The organism is Pseudomonas sp. GW821-FHT02H09 (assembly GCF_059421425.1).
This window is the reverse complement of the sequence record NZ_JBWKVA010000001.1, coordinates 435,661-451,168: the sequence shown is the minus strand read 5'-3', so window position 1 is coordinate 451,168 and position 15,508 is coordinate 435,661. Positions and strand designations below refer to the sequence as shown.

16 protein-coding genes are annotated in these 15,508 nt (G+C 59.4%); 13 read left to right on the top strand and 3 right to left on the bottom strand.

The genetic code is table 11. From position 1 onward, the window contains the following. Positions 1 to 191: 191 nt before the first annotated feature. Positions 192 to 497, bottom strand: a complete 306-nt coding sequence (locus tag AC07VR_RS02100; RefSeq protein WP_494992644.1) for a DUF2288 domain-containing protein — start codon at positions 495 to 497, stop codon at positions 192 to 194. Positions 498 to 836: 339 nt separating this feature from the next. Between AC07VR_RS02100 and AC07VR_RS02095 the strand changes: the two genes are divergently transcribed. The 9 genes from AC07VR_RS02095 (at position 837) to AC07VR_RS02055 (ending at position 8,563) form a co-directional block, all read left to right on the top strand. Then, complete coding sequence (locus AC07VR_RS02095) at positions 837 to 1,964, top strand: branched-chain amino acid ABC transporter substrate-binding protein (RefSeq protein WP_495010342.1); 1,128 nt, start codon at positions 837 to 839, stop codon at positions 1,962 to 1,964. A gap of 227 nt (positions 1,965 to 2,191) precedes the next feature. Then, positions 2,192 to 3,115 carry a high-affinity branched-chain amino acid ABC transporter permease LivH gene (gene livH, locus AC07VR_RS02090; protein ID WP_494992642.1) on the top strand — a complete coding sequence of 308 codons (924 nt, stop codon included), beginning with the start codon at positions 2,192 to 2,194 and terminating at the stop codon, positions 3,113 to 3,115. Beyond that, entirely contained in the window at positions 3,112 to 4,368 is a 1,257-nt protein-coding gene (locus tag AC07VR_RS02085; protein ID WP_494992641.1) for a high-affinity branched-chain amino acid ABC transporter permease LivM, read from the top strand. The genes livH and AC07VR_RS02085 overlap by 4 nt, the downstream gene beginning before the upstream one ends. Then, complete coding sequence (livG, locus tag AC07VR_RS02080; protein ID WP_495010341.1) at positions 4,365 to 5,132, top strand: high-affinity branched-chain amino acid ABC transporter ATP-binding protein LivG; 768 nt, start codon at positions 4,365 to 4,367, stop codon at positions 5,130 to 5,132. Before AC07VR_RS02085 ends, livG begins: the two co-directional genes overlap by 4 nt. Then, the gene (locus AC07VR_RS02075) at positions 5,133 to 5,834 is read left to right on the top strand and encodes an ABC transporter ATP-binding protein (protein WP_494992639.1); all 702 of its coding nucleotides are present in this window, start codon (positions 5,133 to 5,135) and stop codon (positions 5,832 to 5,834) included. Between the two features lie 237 nt (positions 5,835 to 6,071). Beyond that, positions 6,072 to 6,377, top strand: a complete 306-nt coding sequence (locus tag AC07VR_RS02070; RefSeq protein ID WP_495010340.1) for a BufA1 family periplasmic bufferin-type metallophore — start codon at positions 6,072 to 6,074, stop codon at positions 6,375 to 6,377. A 22-nt stretch (positions 6,378 to 6,399) separates the two neighbouring features. Then, a complete protein-coding gene (bufB, locus tag AC07VR_RS02065; protein ID WP_495010339.1) occupies positions 6,400 to 7,293 on the top strand; it encodes an MNIO family bufferin maturase in 894 nt (297 codons plus the stop codon). Beyond that, positions 7,290 to 8,063 carry an HvfC/BufC N-terminal domain-containing protein gene (locus AC07VR_RS02060; protein ID WP_495010338.1) on the top strand — a complete coding sequence of 258 codons (774 nt, stop codon included), beginning with the start codon at positions 7,290 to 7,292 and terminating at the stop codon, positions 8,061 to 8,063. Before bufB ends, AC07VR_RS02060 begins: the two co-directional genes overlap by 4 nt. Further along, a complete protein-coding gene (locus AC07VR_RS02055; protein WP_494992635.1) occupies positions 8,060 to 8,563 on the top strand; it encodes a DoxX family protein in 504 nt (167 codons plus the stop codon). The genes AC07VR_RS02060 and AC07VR_RS02055 overlap by 4 nt, the downstream gene beginning before the upstream one ends. On the opposite strand, the gene AC07VR_RS02050 is transcribed toward AC07VR_RS02055, so the two are convergent. Then, the gene (locus AC07VR_RS02050) at positions 8,554 to 9,468 is read right to left on the bottom strand and encodes a LysR family transcriptional regulator (RefSeq protein ID WP_494992634.1); all 915 of its coding nucleotides are present in this window, start codon (positions 9,466 to 9,468) and stop codon (positions 8,554 to 8,556) included. The two genes, AC07VR_RS02055 and AC07VR_RS02050, sit on opposite strands and share 10 nt — an antisense overlap. Positions 9,469 to 9,572: 104 nt before the next feature. On the opposite strand from AC07VR_RS02050, the gene AC07VR_RS02045 reads away from it, so the two are divergent. The 3 genes from AC07VR_RS02045 (at position 9,573) to AC07VR_RS02035 (ending at position 12,734) form a co-directional block, all read left to right on the top strand. Continuing rightward, positions 9,573 to 10,172 (top strand): short chain dehydrogenase, encoded by a 600-nt coding sequence (locus AC07VR_RS02045; protein WP_494992633.1) that lies wholly within the window; start codon positions 9,573 to 9,575, stop codon positions 10,170 to 10,172. Positions 10,173 to 10,335: 163 nt separating this feature from the next. Next, positions 10,336 to 11,010, top strand: coding sequence for a COG3650 family protein (locus AC07VR_RS02040; protein ID WP_494992632.1), 675 nt, complete (start codon positions 10,336 to 10,338; stop codon positions 11,008 to 11,010). A gap of 110 nt (positions 11,011 to 11,120) precedes the next feature. Beyond that, positions 11,121 to 12,734: an NAD(P)/FAD-dependent oxidoreductase gene (locus AC07VR_RS02035; RefSeq protein WP_495010337.1), complete on the top strand. Its 1,614-nt coding sequence runs from the start codon at positions 11,121 to 11,123 to the stop codon at positions 12,732 to 12,734. A gap of 134 nt (positions 12,735 to 12,868) precedes the next feature. Here the strand turns inward: AC07VR_RS02035 and AC07VR_RS02030 are convergent, their stop codons facing one another. Further along, complete coding sequence (locus tag AC07VR_RS02030) at positions 12,869 to 13,963, bottom strand: PLP-dependent cysteine synthase family protein (RefSeq protein ID WP_495010336.1); 1,095 nt, start codon at positions 13,961 to 13,963, stop codon at positions 12,869 to 12,871. A 323-nt stretch (positions 13,964 to 14,286) separates the two neighbouring features. Between AC07VR_RS02030 and nhaA the strand changes: the two genes are divergently transcribed. Next, complete coding sequence (gene nhaA / locus AC07VR_RS02025; RefSeq protein ID WP_495010335.1) at positions 14,287 to 15,474, top strand: Na+/H+ antiporter NhaA; 1,188 nt, start codon at positions 14,287 to 14,289, stop codon at positions 15,472 to 15,474. Positions 15,475 to 15,508 lie beyond the last annotated feature (34 nt).

Below are 15,508 nucleotides of genomic sequence, written 5' to 3'. Positions count from 1 at the left end.
AGTTGCTCACAACCTGAAACAATTAAGCGACACTGGCTTTGTTCCGCCAACTGTTCCGCCCCTCAGTATTTTTATCGCCAGCCTCGATCAGATGGGGCGTTTCTCTACGGCACCGTGCCATCACTCAGATCGCAGTTACTCACCTACACACTTTTACGCTCCGAATGACAGCACCAATCTGGTGCGATCATTCAGGGCCGTGCCCTTTCCTGGATCAAAATCCAGGGCGAAACGACCACTGCCCACAACTGTGGATCGCGCTCCAGAAGATCCTGGGCCCGCGACGCAGAGACCTTTGCAAGCACATCACTGGTCAACCAGGCAGCCACTTTCTCGGCCTGATTCTCGGCCACCGCCTCTGCAACTGCGATCAAATCCAGAGAGGTATCGACCCACAATAGGGCACCCTTGGCAAAGAACGGCTCAAGCTCCTTCCAGGTAATCGATGCGGTTTCTCCAAGCAGTTTGGCATAGAGGGTGCTAGGTTCTTGAGTCATGGGTCTCACCAGGAAAAAAATCGGCGCAATGATAACGCCGGTGACCAGGCAGAAAAACCCAGTTGCAAATGAGTGACTGATCGAAAAGTTCAGGAATGCCAAGGATTGCCGCTCAATTCAGGCAAAATCCCCGCCGCAATTCTGTCTTTTTCTGTCAATTAAGCGACACACCCGGGTTTTGCCCCCAGCAGCCAGCTTTCCAAGCGAATGACCGGCGCTCTACACTGTACCGGTACAGTTGCCGGGGGCATTTCCGGAGAGATACTCAAATTATCTAATCCGGTTCTGCAGCTATGGCCGCCAGGACTATAAAAACTACAACAGCAAGAGTGGAGCACTATGAATAAGGCTACTAAGCAGATTTCCAGACTGTTTGCCGCTATGGTTCTGGCCGGGGTTGCCAGCCATTCGTTCGCAGCTGACACCATCAAGATCGGCATCGCCGGCCCTAAAACCGGCCCGGTCACTCAATACGGCGACATGCAGTTCATCGGTGCCAAAATGGCCATCGAGCAGATCAACGCCAAGGGCGGTGTCGACGGCAAGATGCTCGAAGCCAAGGAATACGACGACGCGTGCGACCCTAAACAAGCCGTGGCCGTCGCCAACAAAGTGGTCAACGATGGTGTGAAATTCGTTGTCGGCCACCTGTGCTCCAGCTCCACTCAACCGGCTTCGGACATCTACGAAGACGAAGGCGTGATCATGATCACCCCGGCCGCCACCAACCCGGACATCACCACCCGTGGTTATAAACTGGTGTTCCGCACCATCGGTCTGGACAGTGCCCAGGGCCCTGCCGCCGGCAACTACATCGCCGACCACATCAAGCCGAAAATCGTTGCCGTGCTGCACGACAAACAGCAGTACGGTGAAGGCATCGCCACCGCCGTGAAGAAAACCCTCGAAGGCAAAGGCGTCAAGGTTGCCGTGTTCGAAGGCCTCAACGCCGGTGACAAGGACTTCTCCTCGATCATCCAGAAGCTCAAGCAAGCCAACGTCGACTTCGTCTACTACGGCGGCTACCACCCGGAACTGGGCCTGATCCTGCGTCAGTCCAAGGAAAAAGGCCTGAACGCCAAGTTCATGGGGCCGGAAGGCGTCGGCAACGACTCCATCTCGCAGATCGCCCAGGACGCTTCCGAAGGCCTGCTGGTGACCTTGCCGAAGTCTTTCGACCAGGACCCGGCCAACAAGGCGCTGGTTGACGCGTTCGCCGCCAAGAAGCAGGACCCGACCGGTCCGTTCGTGTTCCCGGCCTACTCGGCAGTTGAAGTGATCGCTGAAGGCATCAAGGCAGCGAAGAGCGAAGACACTGCCAAAGTGGCCGCCGCTATCCGCGCCGGCACCTTCAAGACTCCGACCGGCGACCTGTCGTTCGACGACAAGGGCGACCTGAAGAACTTCAAGTTCGTGGTCTACCAGTGGCACTTCGGCAAACCTAAAACTGAAGTTTCGCCTCAGTAACCTGGCTCCCTGAGTAATAGAGCCCACTGCGCAAGCAGTGGGCTTTGTTTTACGAGGTTAATGGGTCAGGGTCCCGCGATCCGGGAGCTGACTTACCTGAAAATCTTAAAACCGTCACCAGCGGTTCGCTGGCAAACGTTCGTGCGAAGGTGGCCACAGACCACACAGCCCGGGCCGGAACATGACTCCACCAGTGAAATGCGTATCAGGTTTTTAGGAGCGTTGTAATGCCTGAGATCTATCACTTCTTCCAACAGCTGGTTAATGGTCTGACCATTGGCAGCACCTATGCCTTGATAGCCATTGGCTACACAATGGTTTACGGCATTATTGGAATGATTAACTTCGCCCATGGCGAGGTCTACATGATTGGTTCCTACGTGGCCTTCATCGTCCTTGCCGGACTGGCCATGCTGGGTATCCATTCTCTGCCGCTGTTGATGACCGCCGCCTTCCTGGCGACCATCGTTGTAACCAGTGCCTACGGCTACAGCATCGAACGGATCGCCTACCGCCCTCTACGGGGCAGTAACCGGTTGATCCCGCTGATCTCGGCCATCGGCATGTCGATCTTCCTGCAAAACTCCGTACTGCTCTCGCAGGACTCCAAGGACAAATCGATCCCCAACCTGATTCCAGGCAGCTTCAGCTTCGGTCCGGGCGGTGCACAGGAAGTGCTGATCTCCTACATGCAGATCCTGGTGTTCATCGTGACCCTGGTGGTGATGCTCTGCCTCACCGCGTTCATCTCGCGTTCACGTCTGGGTCGGGCCTGCCGGGCCTGTGCCGAAGACATCAAGATGGCCAACCTGCTGGGCATCAACACCAACAACATCATCGCCCTGACCTTCGTCATCGGTGCGGCCCTGGCCGCCGTGGCGGCTGTACTGCTGAGCATGCAGTATGGCGTGATCAACCCGAACTCCGGATTCCTGGTGGGCCTCAAGGCCTTTACCGCGGCGGTTCTGGGCGGCATCGGCAGCATTCCGGGCGCCATGCTCGGTGGTCTGGTGCTGGGGGTAGCCGAAGCATTCGGCGCCGATGTGTTCGGTGACCAGTACAAGGACGTGGTGGCTTTCGGCCTTCTGGTTCTGGTGTTGTTATTCCGGCCAACCGGCCTGCTGGGCCGTCCGGAGGTTGAGAAAGTATGATCAGGAATCTTAAACAGGCGCTGTTCAGCGCCCTGCTGGTCTGGGCCGTGGCCTATCCGGTACTCGGTCTGAAACTGTCCATCGCCGGCATCAACCTCGAAGTGCAGGGTGCCACTACCTCCACGCTGATCATCATCGCCGCCTGCTCGGTGCTGATGTTCCTGCGCGTGCTGTTCGACCGCCAATACACGGCCGCCATGCGGTCCGTGCCCAAAGGTAAGTTGATCCCGGCCAGCGCGAGCCACTTCCTGACCCTGCCCAGCACCCAGCGCTGGTTCATCATGGCGTTGATTGCCGTTGCACTGGTGTGGCCGTTCTTCGGCTCGCGCGGAGCGGTGGATATCGCCACGCTGATCCTGATCTATGTGCTGCTCGGCCTGGGCCTGAACATCGTGGTCGGTCTGGCGGGGCTGCTCGATCTGGGCTACGTCGGTTTCTACGCCGTGGGCGCCTACAGCTATGCGCTGCTGTCGCACTACTACGGTCTGAATTTCTGGATCTGCCTGCCCATCGCCGGACTGATGTCTGCGACCTTCGGCTTCTTGCTGGGCTTTCCGGTGCTGCGTCTGCGCGGTGACTATCTGGCGATCGTGACCTTGGGCTTTGGCGAGATCATCCGTCTGTTCCTGCGTAACCTGACGGGCCTCACTGGCGGACCGAACGGCATCAGCAACATTCCCAAACCGACGCTGTTCGGCCTGAGCTTCGAAAGAACGGCCGCTGAAGGCATGCAGACCTTCCACGAGTTCTTCGGCCTGACTTACAACCCGGTCAGCAAGGTGGTTTTCCTCTACCTGGTTGCGTTGTTGCTGGCGCTGTTCGCGCTGTTCGTGATCAACCGCCTGCTGCGCATGCCGATCGGCCGTGCCTGGGAAGCGCTGCGTGAAGACGAAATCGCCTGCCGTGCCCTGGGCCTGAACCCGACCGTGATCAAGCTGTCGGCCTTCACCCTCGGTGCCTGCTTCGCCGGTTTTGCTGGCAGCTTCTTCGCCGCACGTCAGGGTCTGGTCACGCCGGAGTCATTCACCTTCATCGAATCGGCCACCATCCTCGCCATCGTGGTATTGGGCGGCATGGGCTCGCAATTGGGCGTGGTCCTCGCGGCTGTCGTGATGATCCTGTTGCCCGAGCTGATGCGTGACTTCAGCGAATACCGCATGTTGATGTTCGGCGCCTTGATGGTGCTGATGATGATCTGGCGTCCACAAGGCCTGCTGCCCATGCAACGTCCTCACATGGAGCTGCGTAAATGAGCAGAGAGATTCTGAAAGTAGATGGCCTGAGCATGCGCTTTGGCGGATTGTTGGCGGTCAATGGCGTAGCCCTGAGCGTGAAAGAGAAGCAGGTGGTGTCGATGATCGGCCCCAACGGCGCCGGCAAGACCACCGTGTTCAACTGCCTGACCGGTTTCTACCAGCCCACCGCCGGCACCATCCAGCTCAACGGTGAAGCGATCGAAGGCCTGCCCGGCCACAAGATCGCCGGCAAAGGCGTGGTGCGGACCTTCCAGAACGTGCGGTTGTTCAAGGAAATGACCGCCGTGGAAAACCTGCTGATTGCTCAGCACCGGCACCTGAATACCAACTTCCTGGCGGGTCTGTTCAAGACGCCAGCGTTTCGCCGCAGCGAACGCGAGGCCATGGAATACGCCGAGTTCTGGCTCGACAAGGTCAACCTCAAGGAGTTCGCCAACCGGCCGGCCGGCACCCTGGCGTATGGTCAGCAGCGCCGTCTGGAAATCGCCCGCTGCATGATGACCCGTCCAAGCATCCTCATGCTCGACGAACCGGCCGCCGGCCTCAACCCGCGGGAAACCGACGACCTCAAGGCGCTGATCGGCACCCTGCGTGAAGAACATGACGTGACCGTGCTGCTGATCGAACACGACATGAAACTGGTCATGAGCATCTCCGACCACATTTTCGTGATCAACCAGGGCACGCCTCTGGCCAACGGTACACCGGACCAGATCCGGGACAACCCTGAAGTGATCAAAGCCTACCTGGGGGAAGCGTAAATGCTGCAGTTCGATAACGTTTCCACCTTCTATGGCAAGATCCAGGCCCTGCACAACGTCAACGTCGAAGTCCGCCAGGGCGAGATTGTGACTTTGATCGGTGCCAACGGCGCCGGCAAATCCACCCTGCTGATGACCCTGTGCGGTTCGCCGCAAGCCCATAGCGGCAGTATTCGCTACATGGGCGAAGAACTGGTCGGCCAGGACTCCTCACATATCATGCGTAAAAGCATCGCAGTGGTCCCGGAAGGTCGCCGGGTGTTTGCCCGTCTGACGGTGGAAGAAAACCTCTCCATGGGCGGTTTTTTCACCGACAAGGGCGATTACCAGGAGCAGATGGACAAGGTCCTGGGTCTGTTCCCGCGACTCAAGGAACGCTTCATGCAGCGCGGTGGCACCATGTCCGGTGGCGAACAGCAGATGCTCGCCATCGGCCGTGCACTGATGAGCAAGCCCAAGCTGCTGCTGCTCGATGAGCCGTCGCTGGGTCTGGCGCCAATCATCATCCAGCAGATCTTCGACATCATCGAACAGCTGCGCCGCGATGGCGTGACGGTGTTCCTGGTGGAACAGAACGCCAACCAGGCGTTGAAGATCGCCGACCGCGCCTACGTACTGGAAAACGGCCGGGTGGTGATGCAAGGTACCGGTGAAGCGTTGCTGACTGATCCAAAAGTGCGCGAAGCCTATCTGGGCGGCTAAGCATTGCTGCAATCATAAAAAACGGCCTATGTGGGAGCGAGCTTGCTCGCGATGGCGGACTGTCAGGCAACGTCAATGTTGACTGTCAGGCCCTCATCGCGAGCAAGCTCGCTCCCACATTTTTTTGTGTGAACCAATTATTTTTTGCCACGCTGTAACGAACCCGGATGACCTGGCTCTACTAGGGTAAGTAAGCGCAAACGCTTCCTTGACCAAGCCCATTACTGGAGAAACATCATGACTGCTACCACTCGCACCCTGTCCGCCGCCGCCCTTGCTCTGGCCCTCGGTTCAGCATTGAGCATTGCCGCCATGCCAATCACTGCACACGCGGCCGATGAAATGGAAAAATGCTTTGGCGTCGCCATGAAAGGTAAAAACGATTGCGCCGCAGGTGCTGGCACCACCTGTGCCGGCACCTCGAAAGTCGACTACGAGAGCAACCACTTCAAGCTGGTACCTAAAGGCACTTGCGAGAAGACTGCCAGCCCGACCTCACCGACCGGCTTCGGTCAACTGGCCGCCTACAAAGCCAAGTCGTAACCCCACCTCTGCCTGAGTGTTGATGATGGCCACTTCATTGCTGCACAGCGTACATCCTCACACTCAGGCATTGGCGTCCGAACTCCCGCCCCGCGCGGGGCTGGGGCTCAAGACCGGGCACTTCGGGGAAGTACTCGGTATTCGCCCGGACATCGGTTTTTTCGAAGTCCACGCTGAAAACTACATGGTCGCCGGCGGCCCGTTTCATCACTACCTGGGATTGATCCGCGAGCAGTACCCGCTGTCGCTGCATGGCGTCGGCCTGTCGATTGGCGCTGAAGGTTCATTGAACACCGAGCACCTCGACCGCCTCGCCAAACTGATCGAGCGCTATCAACCCCAGTCCTTTTCCGAACACCTGGCCTGGTCGAGCCACGGCCCGGTGTTTCTCAATGACCTGCTGCCGCTGGCCTATGACGAACCGACTCTAAATCGTGTCTGCGAACATATCGACCAGGTCCAGCACCACCTGAAACGCCCCATGCTGCTGGAAAATCCGGCGACGTATCTGCAATTCCAGCGCTCCAGCATGGAAGAAACACACTTCATCGCTGAAGTCATCCGCCGCACCGGCTGCGGCTTGCTGCTGGATGTGAACAACGTCTACGTCTCCTGCATCAATCACCAACGCGATCCGTTGGCCTACATCGACGCACTGCCGCTGCACGCAGTGGGCGAGATTCATCTGGCCGGGTTTGCCGAAGACACCGACAGCCTCGGCGACCGCCTGCTGATCGACGATCACGGCGCCCCTATCGATAACGCTGTGTGGACGTTGTACGCGCACGCTCTGGAGCGCATTGGCCCGGTAGCCACGCTGATTGAGCGCGACAATCAGGTACCTGCGTTTTCCGTGCTGTACACCGAGGCCCGTCAGGCCGATGAGCTGCTGGGTTACTCCGAGGTTCGCCGATGAGCACTCAAGCCGATTTCGCCGCCGCCCTGCTTGATCCTCAACGCCCCTGCCCTGACGGGTTGCTCAGCGCCAACGGCGCTGACCCGGATAGCCGCTTCGCGGTGTACCGCAACAACGTGCAGAGCTCGCTGATCAACGCCTTGGCCGACAGCTATCCGGTGGTCTTGCAACTGGTCGGGGATGAGTTCTTTCGGGCGATGGCCCTGCACTATGTGCAGACATTTGCACCGACCAGTCCGTTGATCAACGACTACGGCAGCGACTTTGCCGACTTCATCGAACACTTTGCCCCAGCCGCTTCGGTGCCTTATCTGGCGGATGTCGCACGCCTGGAGCGCTTGCGGGTGATGGCCTATCACGCGGCGGATGCCGATACCGTCGAGCCTGCACAGGTTGCAGCAGCCATGGGCACCCCCGAAAGCCTCGCAGCGCTACGCATTCATTTGCATCCCTCAATCTTCACGCTGAACTCGGCGTACGCCGTGGTTGCGTTGTGGGCGGCCCATCAGGCTGACGCACCGCCCCAGAACCTTGAGCCGTATCACGCGCAAAGTGCCCTGGTGCTGCGTAACGGCCTGCAAGTCGAGGTTTTCGCCATCGATGTCGGCACAGCGACCTTCATCCACCGCCTGCAAAGCAACTGTCCCTTGGGGCAGGCCGTGGCCGATGCCTTCGACGTTGCATCGGCGTTCGACCTGAGCCAGTGCCTGGCACTGCTGATCCTCCACAACGCCATCACCCACTTGGAAGACGACAAGGTATCGCCATGAACACCCACGCTGAACGCCCGAATGCCATCGCCCGCCTGATTGAACGGCTCATCGAACTGCTCGGCATGATCCCCCACAGCCTGGTCGCCTTCGTTGCGCGTTTTTCTATCGCAGCGGTGTTCTGGAAGTCCGGCCAGACCAAGGTCGAGGGTTTTGCCGTGGACCTGATTTCCGGCACCTTTGAGCTGGGCACACCGCGCCTGGCAGACTCGACGATTCCGTTGTTCCAAAGCGAATACCACGTTCCGCTGCTGTCACCGGAACTGGCGGCGCACATGGCGGCCTTCGCCGAACACTTCTTCCCGATCCTGATCCTCGTCGGCTTCGCCACACGCTTCTCGGCCCTGGCGCTGCTGGGCATGACCCTGACCATCCAAACCTTTGTCTACCCGGACGCCTACCCGACTCACGGCACCTGGGCAGCGATTCTGCTGTACCTGATGGCCGGAGGTCCGGGCGTGCTGTCGATCGATCAGCTGATCGCCAAACGTTATCGTTGAAGCCGGTCCAGCGCTTCGCCACTGCGCTTGAACCAACCTATCAGGTAGTCGGCCAACACCTGCGTGCGCTTGGGCAGGCCGCCCTGATACGGGTGCACCAGATACATCGGCATGCTGCGGGTCTGATAGTCGCGCAACAGCCAGCGCAAACGGCCATCGGCCAGCTCCGTCTGCAGCAAGTAAGAAGGCAGGCGCGCGATCCCCGCATGGGCCAGCGCGGCCTTCTTCAACAGGTTGTAGTGGTTGCTGGCGAACGGCCCCGAGACGCGCACCCGCAACAGTTCATGTTGCTGGTGATAGAGCCACTCTTCCCGGCCGCTGTAATGACTGTTGAGCAGGCAGCGATGATCGGCCAGCTGCGAGGGTGTCTGCGGCTCGCCGAACTGTTCAAGATAAGCCGGGCTGGCGCAGGTCATCTCGTGCCAGGCCAGCAGCGGCTTGGCCACCAGCCGCTGGTCATTGGCCACGTCTGAACGAATCGCCAGATCGAAGCCATCCCGTGACAGATCGTGATAGCTGTTGTTCAGATCAAGTTCGATCTGTACCTCAGGATATTCCCGGGAAAACTCCAGCAGCAGCCCATCGAAAAAAGTCTCCCCCAACGACACCGGCACCGTCATTCGCACGGGGCCCGCCATATCGTCCTTCAAACGTGCCAGGGCCTGACGCGCGCGCTCTACCTGAATCACCAGTGCCTGAGCTTGCGGCAGCAGCGCCGCACCCGCCGCTGTCAGGCTCAAGCGCCGTGTTGTTCGCTGCAGCAGCACCACGCTGAAACGTGCCTCCAACAGGCTGATGCGCTTGGACAGCTGCCCTTTGCTACACCCCAATTGCTGCGCTGCCAGAGTGAAACTACCGGCCTCGATCAACACCGCAAACGCCGCCAGATCATCCATTTCGCTCATGGATTGTTTCCATTTGAAAACCAAAGGTTGCCCATTAGCGCGCTTATCAACGGAAAAAACCACACTAAACTGAAACTTCGTCCAACCCTTTGAGGAACAGCACGATGAAAATTCTACTGATTGGCGCCAGCGGTACCGTGGGCTCAGCCATTGATCGCGAACTGGCACCGCGCCACGAAGTCATCCGCATCGGCCGCAAGAGCGGCGATTTCCAGGTCGACATCAGTGACAGCGCATCAATCCACAAACTGTTCGAAAAGACCGGTAACTTCGATGCGCTGATCTGTGCCGCCGGTAGCGTCAACTTCGTGCCGCTGGCCAACATGACCGAAAAAGACTTCGCCCTTGGCCTGCAAGACAAACTGATGGGCCAGGTCAACCTGCTGCTGATCGGCCGAGACTTCGCCAATGACGGTGCCTCATTCACCTTCACCACCGGCATCCTCAGCCACGATCCGATTCGTACCGGCAGCTCGGCAGCCATGGTCAACGGTGCCCTCGACAGTTTCGTGCGCTCAGCGGCTATCGAATTGCCGCGTGGCCTGCGCATCAACTCGGTCAGCCCGAACGTACTGGTCGAAGCCATGGGCAGCTACGCGCCGTACTTCCGCGGATTCAAACCGGTTCCAGCCGCCGATGTGGCACTGGCCTACGCCAAAAGTGTCGAAGGCTTGCAGACCGGGCAGACCTACCACGTGGGGTAATGGTCCCCCAAACAATCGTCCGAACGCGGCCCGAACCTTCGGCCGCTTCTACAAAAGCAGGTACACCCGCGGATTCGCGGGTGTATCGGACTTCATGCCAAGCCAGGCTTGTGATGTGCGCTATGCCTGAGTAACGTGGCGGCACTTGTCAGGAGACCACTCGATGCGTGTTGCCCGTTCCATAGTGATGCTTGCCCTGTTGCCTCTGTTCGCCGGTTGCCAGCTGCTCCAGAGCCAACCTGAGAAACCGTCCACGGCGGGCCTGACCCGCATGCAGGGTGAACTCAGTATGGCCAACGGCAAACTGATGTTTCAGCCGTGCCAGGAAAACAAACTGTATGTCGTCAATGACACCGGCAGCACCAGCGTCCTGCAAGAAGCCGCTACGCTGGCGGGCACGCAGCACAAGATTTTCGCTGATGTGCGTGGCCGGGTTGCCGCTGACAAATCATCGGATGCTGGCGCCCGGCTCGACGTGCAGCAGCTATACCGCGTCGAACGCTCGGGCGCGGCCTGCGAAGACCCCAACTTCCAGCGGCTGATCCTGCGCGCCAGCGGCAACACGCCCGACTGGAACGTCAAGGTCAATACCAAGGGCATGGTGATCGAGCGCGCCGGCCAGCCAGCGCTGGCGTTGCCATTTCTGGAAGAACAACTCGGTGATGGGCGTTTCAACCTCAGTAGCGAAGCCAATGACCAACACGTTGAACTCTGGATCTCGCCACAGCGCTGCGTCGACAGCACCCACGGCAGCGTTCAATTCATGAGCGCCGAGCTGCGGGTCAATGGCCAGGTAGAACGTGGCTGCGCGTATTTTGGTGGTTCGCGTAACGACTGATTCGACGAGCTGCTGTTTTAGCCTCACTGGAACACCCCTTTGAGGCTTATAATCGCCGGTTTGTGAAACGCCTTTGGCGCATTTGTGCGCCCCGCGAACCGGATCCCGTCATGTTACGAATCACCGAACTCAAGCTGCCCATCGACCATCCCGAAGAAGACCTGCGGCCTGCCATCGTGCAGCGCCTGGGCATCGCCAGTGATGACCTGCTCGACTTCACCTTGTTCAAGCGCAGCTACGACGCGCGCAAGAAGTCTTCCGAACTCTGCTTCATCTACACCATCGACCTGCGCGTGCATGATGAGGCGAAGCTGCTGCACAAGTTCGCCGATGACCGTAACGTCAACCCGGCACCGGATGTCAGCTACAAAGCCGTCGGCCAGGCCCCTCAGGACCTGAGCGAGCGGCCGATTGTGGTCGGCTTCGGGCCGTGCGGAATTTTCGCCGGGCTGCTGCTGGCGCAGATGGGCTTCAAGCCAATCATTCTTGAACGTGGCACTGAAGTTCGTCAGCGCACCAAGGATACCTGGGGTCTGTGGCGCAAAAACGTACTCAACCCCGAGTCCAACGTGCAATTCGGTGAGGGTGGCGCGGGAACCTTCTCCGACGGCAAGCTTTACAGCCAGATCAAGGATCCGAAACACCACGGCCGCAAGGTTCTGCACGAGTTCGTCAAGGCCGGTGCGCCGGAAGAAATCCTCTACGTCAGCAAACCGCATATCGGTACCTTCCGTCTGACCGGCGTAGTCGAAAACATGCGTCATCAGATCGAAGCCATGGGCGGCGAAATACGTTTTCAGCAACGGGTTACCGATGTGCTGATCGAGGACGGCCAGCTCACTGGCGTGGAGCTGGCCAGTGGTGAACAGATCCACTCCAGACATGTAATCCTGGCCCTTGGCCATAGCGCCCGGGACACCTTCCGCATGCTTCACGGCCGCGGTGTGTACATGGAAGCCAAGCCGTTCTCGGTGGGTTTCCGTATTGAACACCCGCAATCGCTGATCGACAGTGCACGCCTTGGCAAGTATGCCGGTCACCCAAAACTCGGCGCCGCCGACTACAAGCTGGTGCACCACGCCAGCAATGGTCGCTCGGTCTACAGCTTCTGCATGTGCCCAGGCGGCACGGTGGTGGCTGCAACGTCCGAGCCGAATCGGGTCGTCACCAACGGCATGAGCCAGTACTCGCGCAACGAGCGCAACGCCAACTCCGGGATAGTGGTCGGTATCACCCCTGAAGTGGATTACCCAGGCGGCCCGCTGGCCGGTATCGAGTTGCAGGAGCGTCTTGAGTCCCACGCCTTCACCCTCGGCGGCAGCAACTACGAAGCCCCGGCGCAACTGGTCGGCGACTTCATCGCAGGCAAGCCGTCTACGGCTCTGGGCAGCGTCGAGCCGTCCTATAAGCCAGGTGTGGCATTGGGTGATCTGGCGCTGGCATTACCGGACTTCGCCATCGAAGCCATTCGCGAAGCCTTGCCGGCGTTCGAGAAACAGATCAAGGGTTACTCCCTGCATGACGCCGTGCTGACCGGGATCGAGACCCGCACCTCGTCGCCGCTGCGTATCACTCGTAACGAGTCGATGCAGAGTTTGAACGTCAAAGGCCTGTTCCCGGCCGGCGAAGGTGCAGGCTATGCCGGCGGGATTCTGTCGGCGGGTGTCGACGGGATTCGGATCGCCGAAGCGGTGGCGCGCAATATCCTCGGGATCGAGGCTTAACCCTCGTAGAACGGATCGTTCCTACGCTCTGCGTGGGAATGCATCCGGTGACGCTCTGCGTCACCTAAGGGCGGACGCAGAGCGTCCATAGCGGCATTCCCACGCAGAGCGCAGGAACGATCAGTCCGGCCTTGTCAGATCCCCACGCGCAATACGCTGGCCGGCAACGCTTCACCATGCTCGACACTCGCCGTGACCGCCTCGATCAAGCCACTCAACTCATACCCCTGAGCCTTCAGCCAATTCTGATCGTAGTAAGTCGTCGCATAGCGCTCGCCGCCATCACACAGTATCGCCACGATCGACCCGGATTCCGCCGCTGCAACCATGTGCTGTGCTGCCATCACAGCGCCAATCAGGTTGGTGCCGCTGGAACCGCCGACACGCCGTCCCAGGCGCTGCGCCAGGTAATGCATGGCCGCCAGGGACAAGGCGTCCGGCACTTTGACCATGGCATCGATCACCTTGGGCAGGAACGACGCCTCGACCCGTGGCCGACCGATGCCTTCGATTCGCGAACCGCAGTCCAGGCGCAGGCTGGCGTCGCCGGTCTGGTAATAGTCGAAAAACACCGAACGCTCGGCGTCGGCGCAAAGTACGCGGGTGCAGTGTTGGCGATAACGCACATAGCGCCCGAGAGTCGCCGTCGTGCCGCCCGTGCCGGGGCTTGAAATCAGCCAGCTCGGCTCCGGGTAACGCTCGAAACGCAATTGCTGGAATATCGACTCGGCAATGTTGTTGTTCGCCCGCCAGTCAGTAGCGCGCTCGGCGTAGGTGAACTGGTCGATGAAGTGGCCACCGCTCTCGCTGGCCAGACGTTCTGACTCGGCGTAGATCTGCGTCGGGTCCTGCACCAAATGGCTTTTTCCGCCGTAGAAAGCGATTTGCGCGATCTTTTCCTGGGACGTGGTGGCAGGCATCACGGCAATGAATGGCAAGCCCAGCAGGCGCGCGAAATACGCCTCGGAAATCGCCGTCGAACCACTGGACGCCTCGATTACCGGTGCGCCCGGCTTGAGCCAGCCGTTACACAACGCATAGAGGAACAACGAGCGCGCCAGACGATGTTTGAGGCTGCCGGTGGGGTGACTGGACTCATCCTTGAAGTACAGCTCGATGCCCGGCAAGCCTGGGAGGGGCAAAGGAATCAAATGCGTATCGGCACTGCGTTGAAAGTCCGCTTCGATGATCCGGATGGCTTCTCGGGCCCACTGTCGGTTGTCGCTCATGGTCTTTTCTCGCTGGATCGAGCGCCGTGCATGGCGCCTGAAGATGAAATGCACCCGGCTCAGGTGATCGGGGCTCAGGGAAAACCTGGCGGTGACAACAGGTAACAGTTCGGACCCTGTCTCGACCCTGTCGATAAGCTTAGGAAATTTCCTGCCTACCGCACAGGTGCAGTCGTGACGCAATTAGATACACAACTGCCAGGCTCCAGGCCAATAAAACGCCTGTTCAGCGCATATAACAAAAAAGAATATAACTTTTGTTTTAACAACCAACCGTACAGGTTAGGGTGTCCTGCCTTTTGAACTATTGATGGAGAGTGACCTTGCCTCTGCGTAGCACTTTCACACGTTTCTTTCAGTTGGAAGCTGCCAGCGGTCTGTTATTGATTGCTGCTGCAGCTCTGGCTTTGATCATCAACAACTCACCGCTGTCCTGGCTTTACAACGGCCTGCTGGACACACCTGTGGTCGCCCAGATCGGCGCCTTGAAAATCGCCAAGCCATTGCTGCTGTGGATCAACGACGGACTGATGGCGATGTTCTTCCTGCTGATTGGTCTGGAAGTCAAACGCGAGGTCCTCGAAGGTCATCTGTCGAAACCTTCGCAGATCGTCCTGCCGGGCGCTGCAGCTATCGGCGGTATGGTCGTCCCGGCGCTGATCTACTGGTTCCTCAACAAAGACAACCCGACGGCGCTGGGTGGCTGGGCCATTCCAATGGCCACCGACATCGCCTTCGCCCTTGGTGTACTCGCCCTGCTGGGCAAACGCGTGCCGGTCTCGCTGAAACTGTTCCTGATGACCCTGGCGATCATCGACGACCTCGGGGCGATTATCGTCATCGCGATCTTCTACTCGGGCGCACTGTCCACGCTGTCGCTGATGCTGGCCGCGGCGTGCCTGGTGGCCCTGGTGGCGATGAACCGGCTAGGGGTAGTGAAGCTCGGGCCGTATATGATCATCGGCCTGATCCTCTGGGTCTGTGTACTCAAGAGTGGTGTCCACGCGACCCTGGCCGGGGTGACCCTGGCATTCTGCATTCCGCTGCGCACCAAAAACGCCGAACCTTCACCGTTGCTGAGCCTGGAGCACGCGCTGCATCCGTGGGTCGCGTTCGGCATCCTGCCGCTGTTCGCCTTCGCCAACGCCGGGGTATCGCTGGCTGGCGTCAATCTCGAAAGCTTCACCCACCATGTGCCGATGGGCATCGCCACTGGCTTGCTGCTGGGCAAAACCATCGGCGTCTTCGGCCTGACCTGGCTGGCGGTCAGGATCGGCATTGCGGCCCTGCCGACCGGTGCAAACTGGGGTCAGGTGTTCGGTGTGGCGATTCTCTGCGGGATCGGCTTCACCATGAGTCTCTTTGTCGGGTCCTTGGCATTTGTGCCGGGCAGCAGCGATTACGCCGGGATGGACCGCATGGGCATCCTCACCGGCTCCATACTTGCGGCGCTGATGGGTTATGCCGTGACGGCGGCGGCCAGTCGCAAGAACCCCTCGCTTCAATCCTGAGCGTCGAGGGCTGCAAAGGCTGAAAACACAAAAC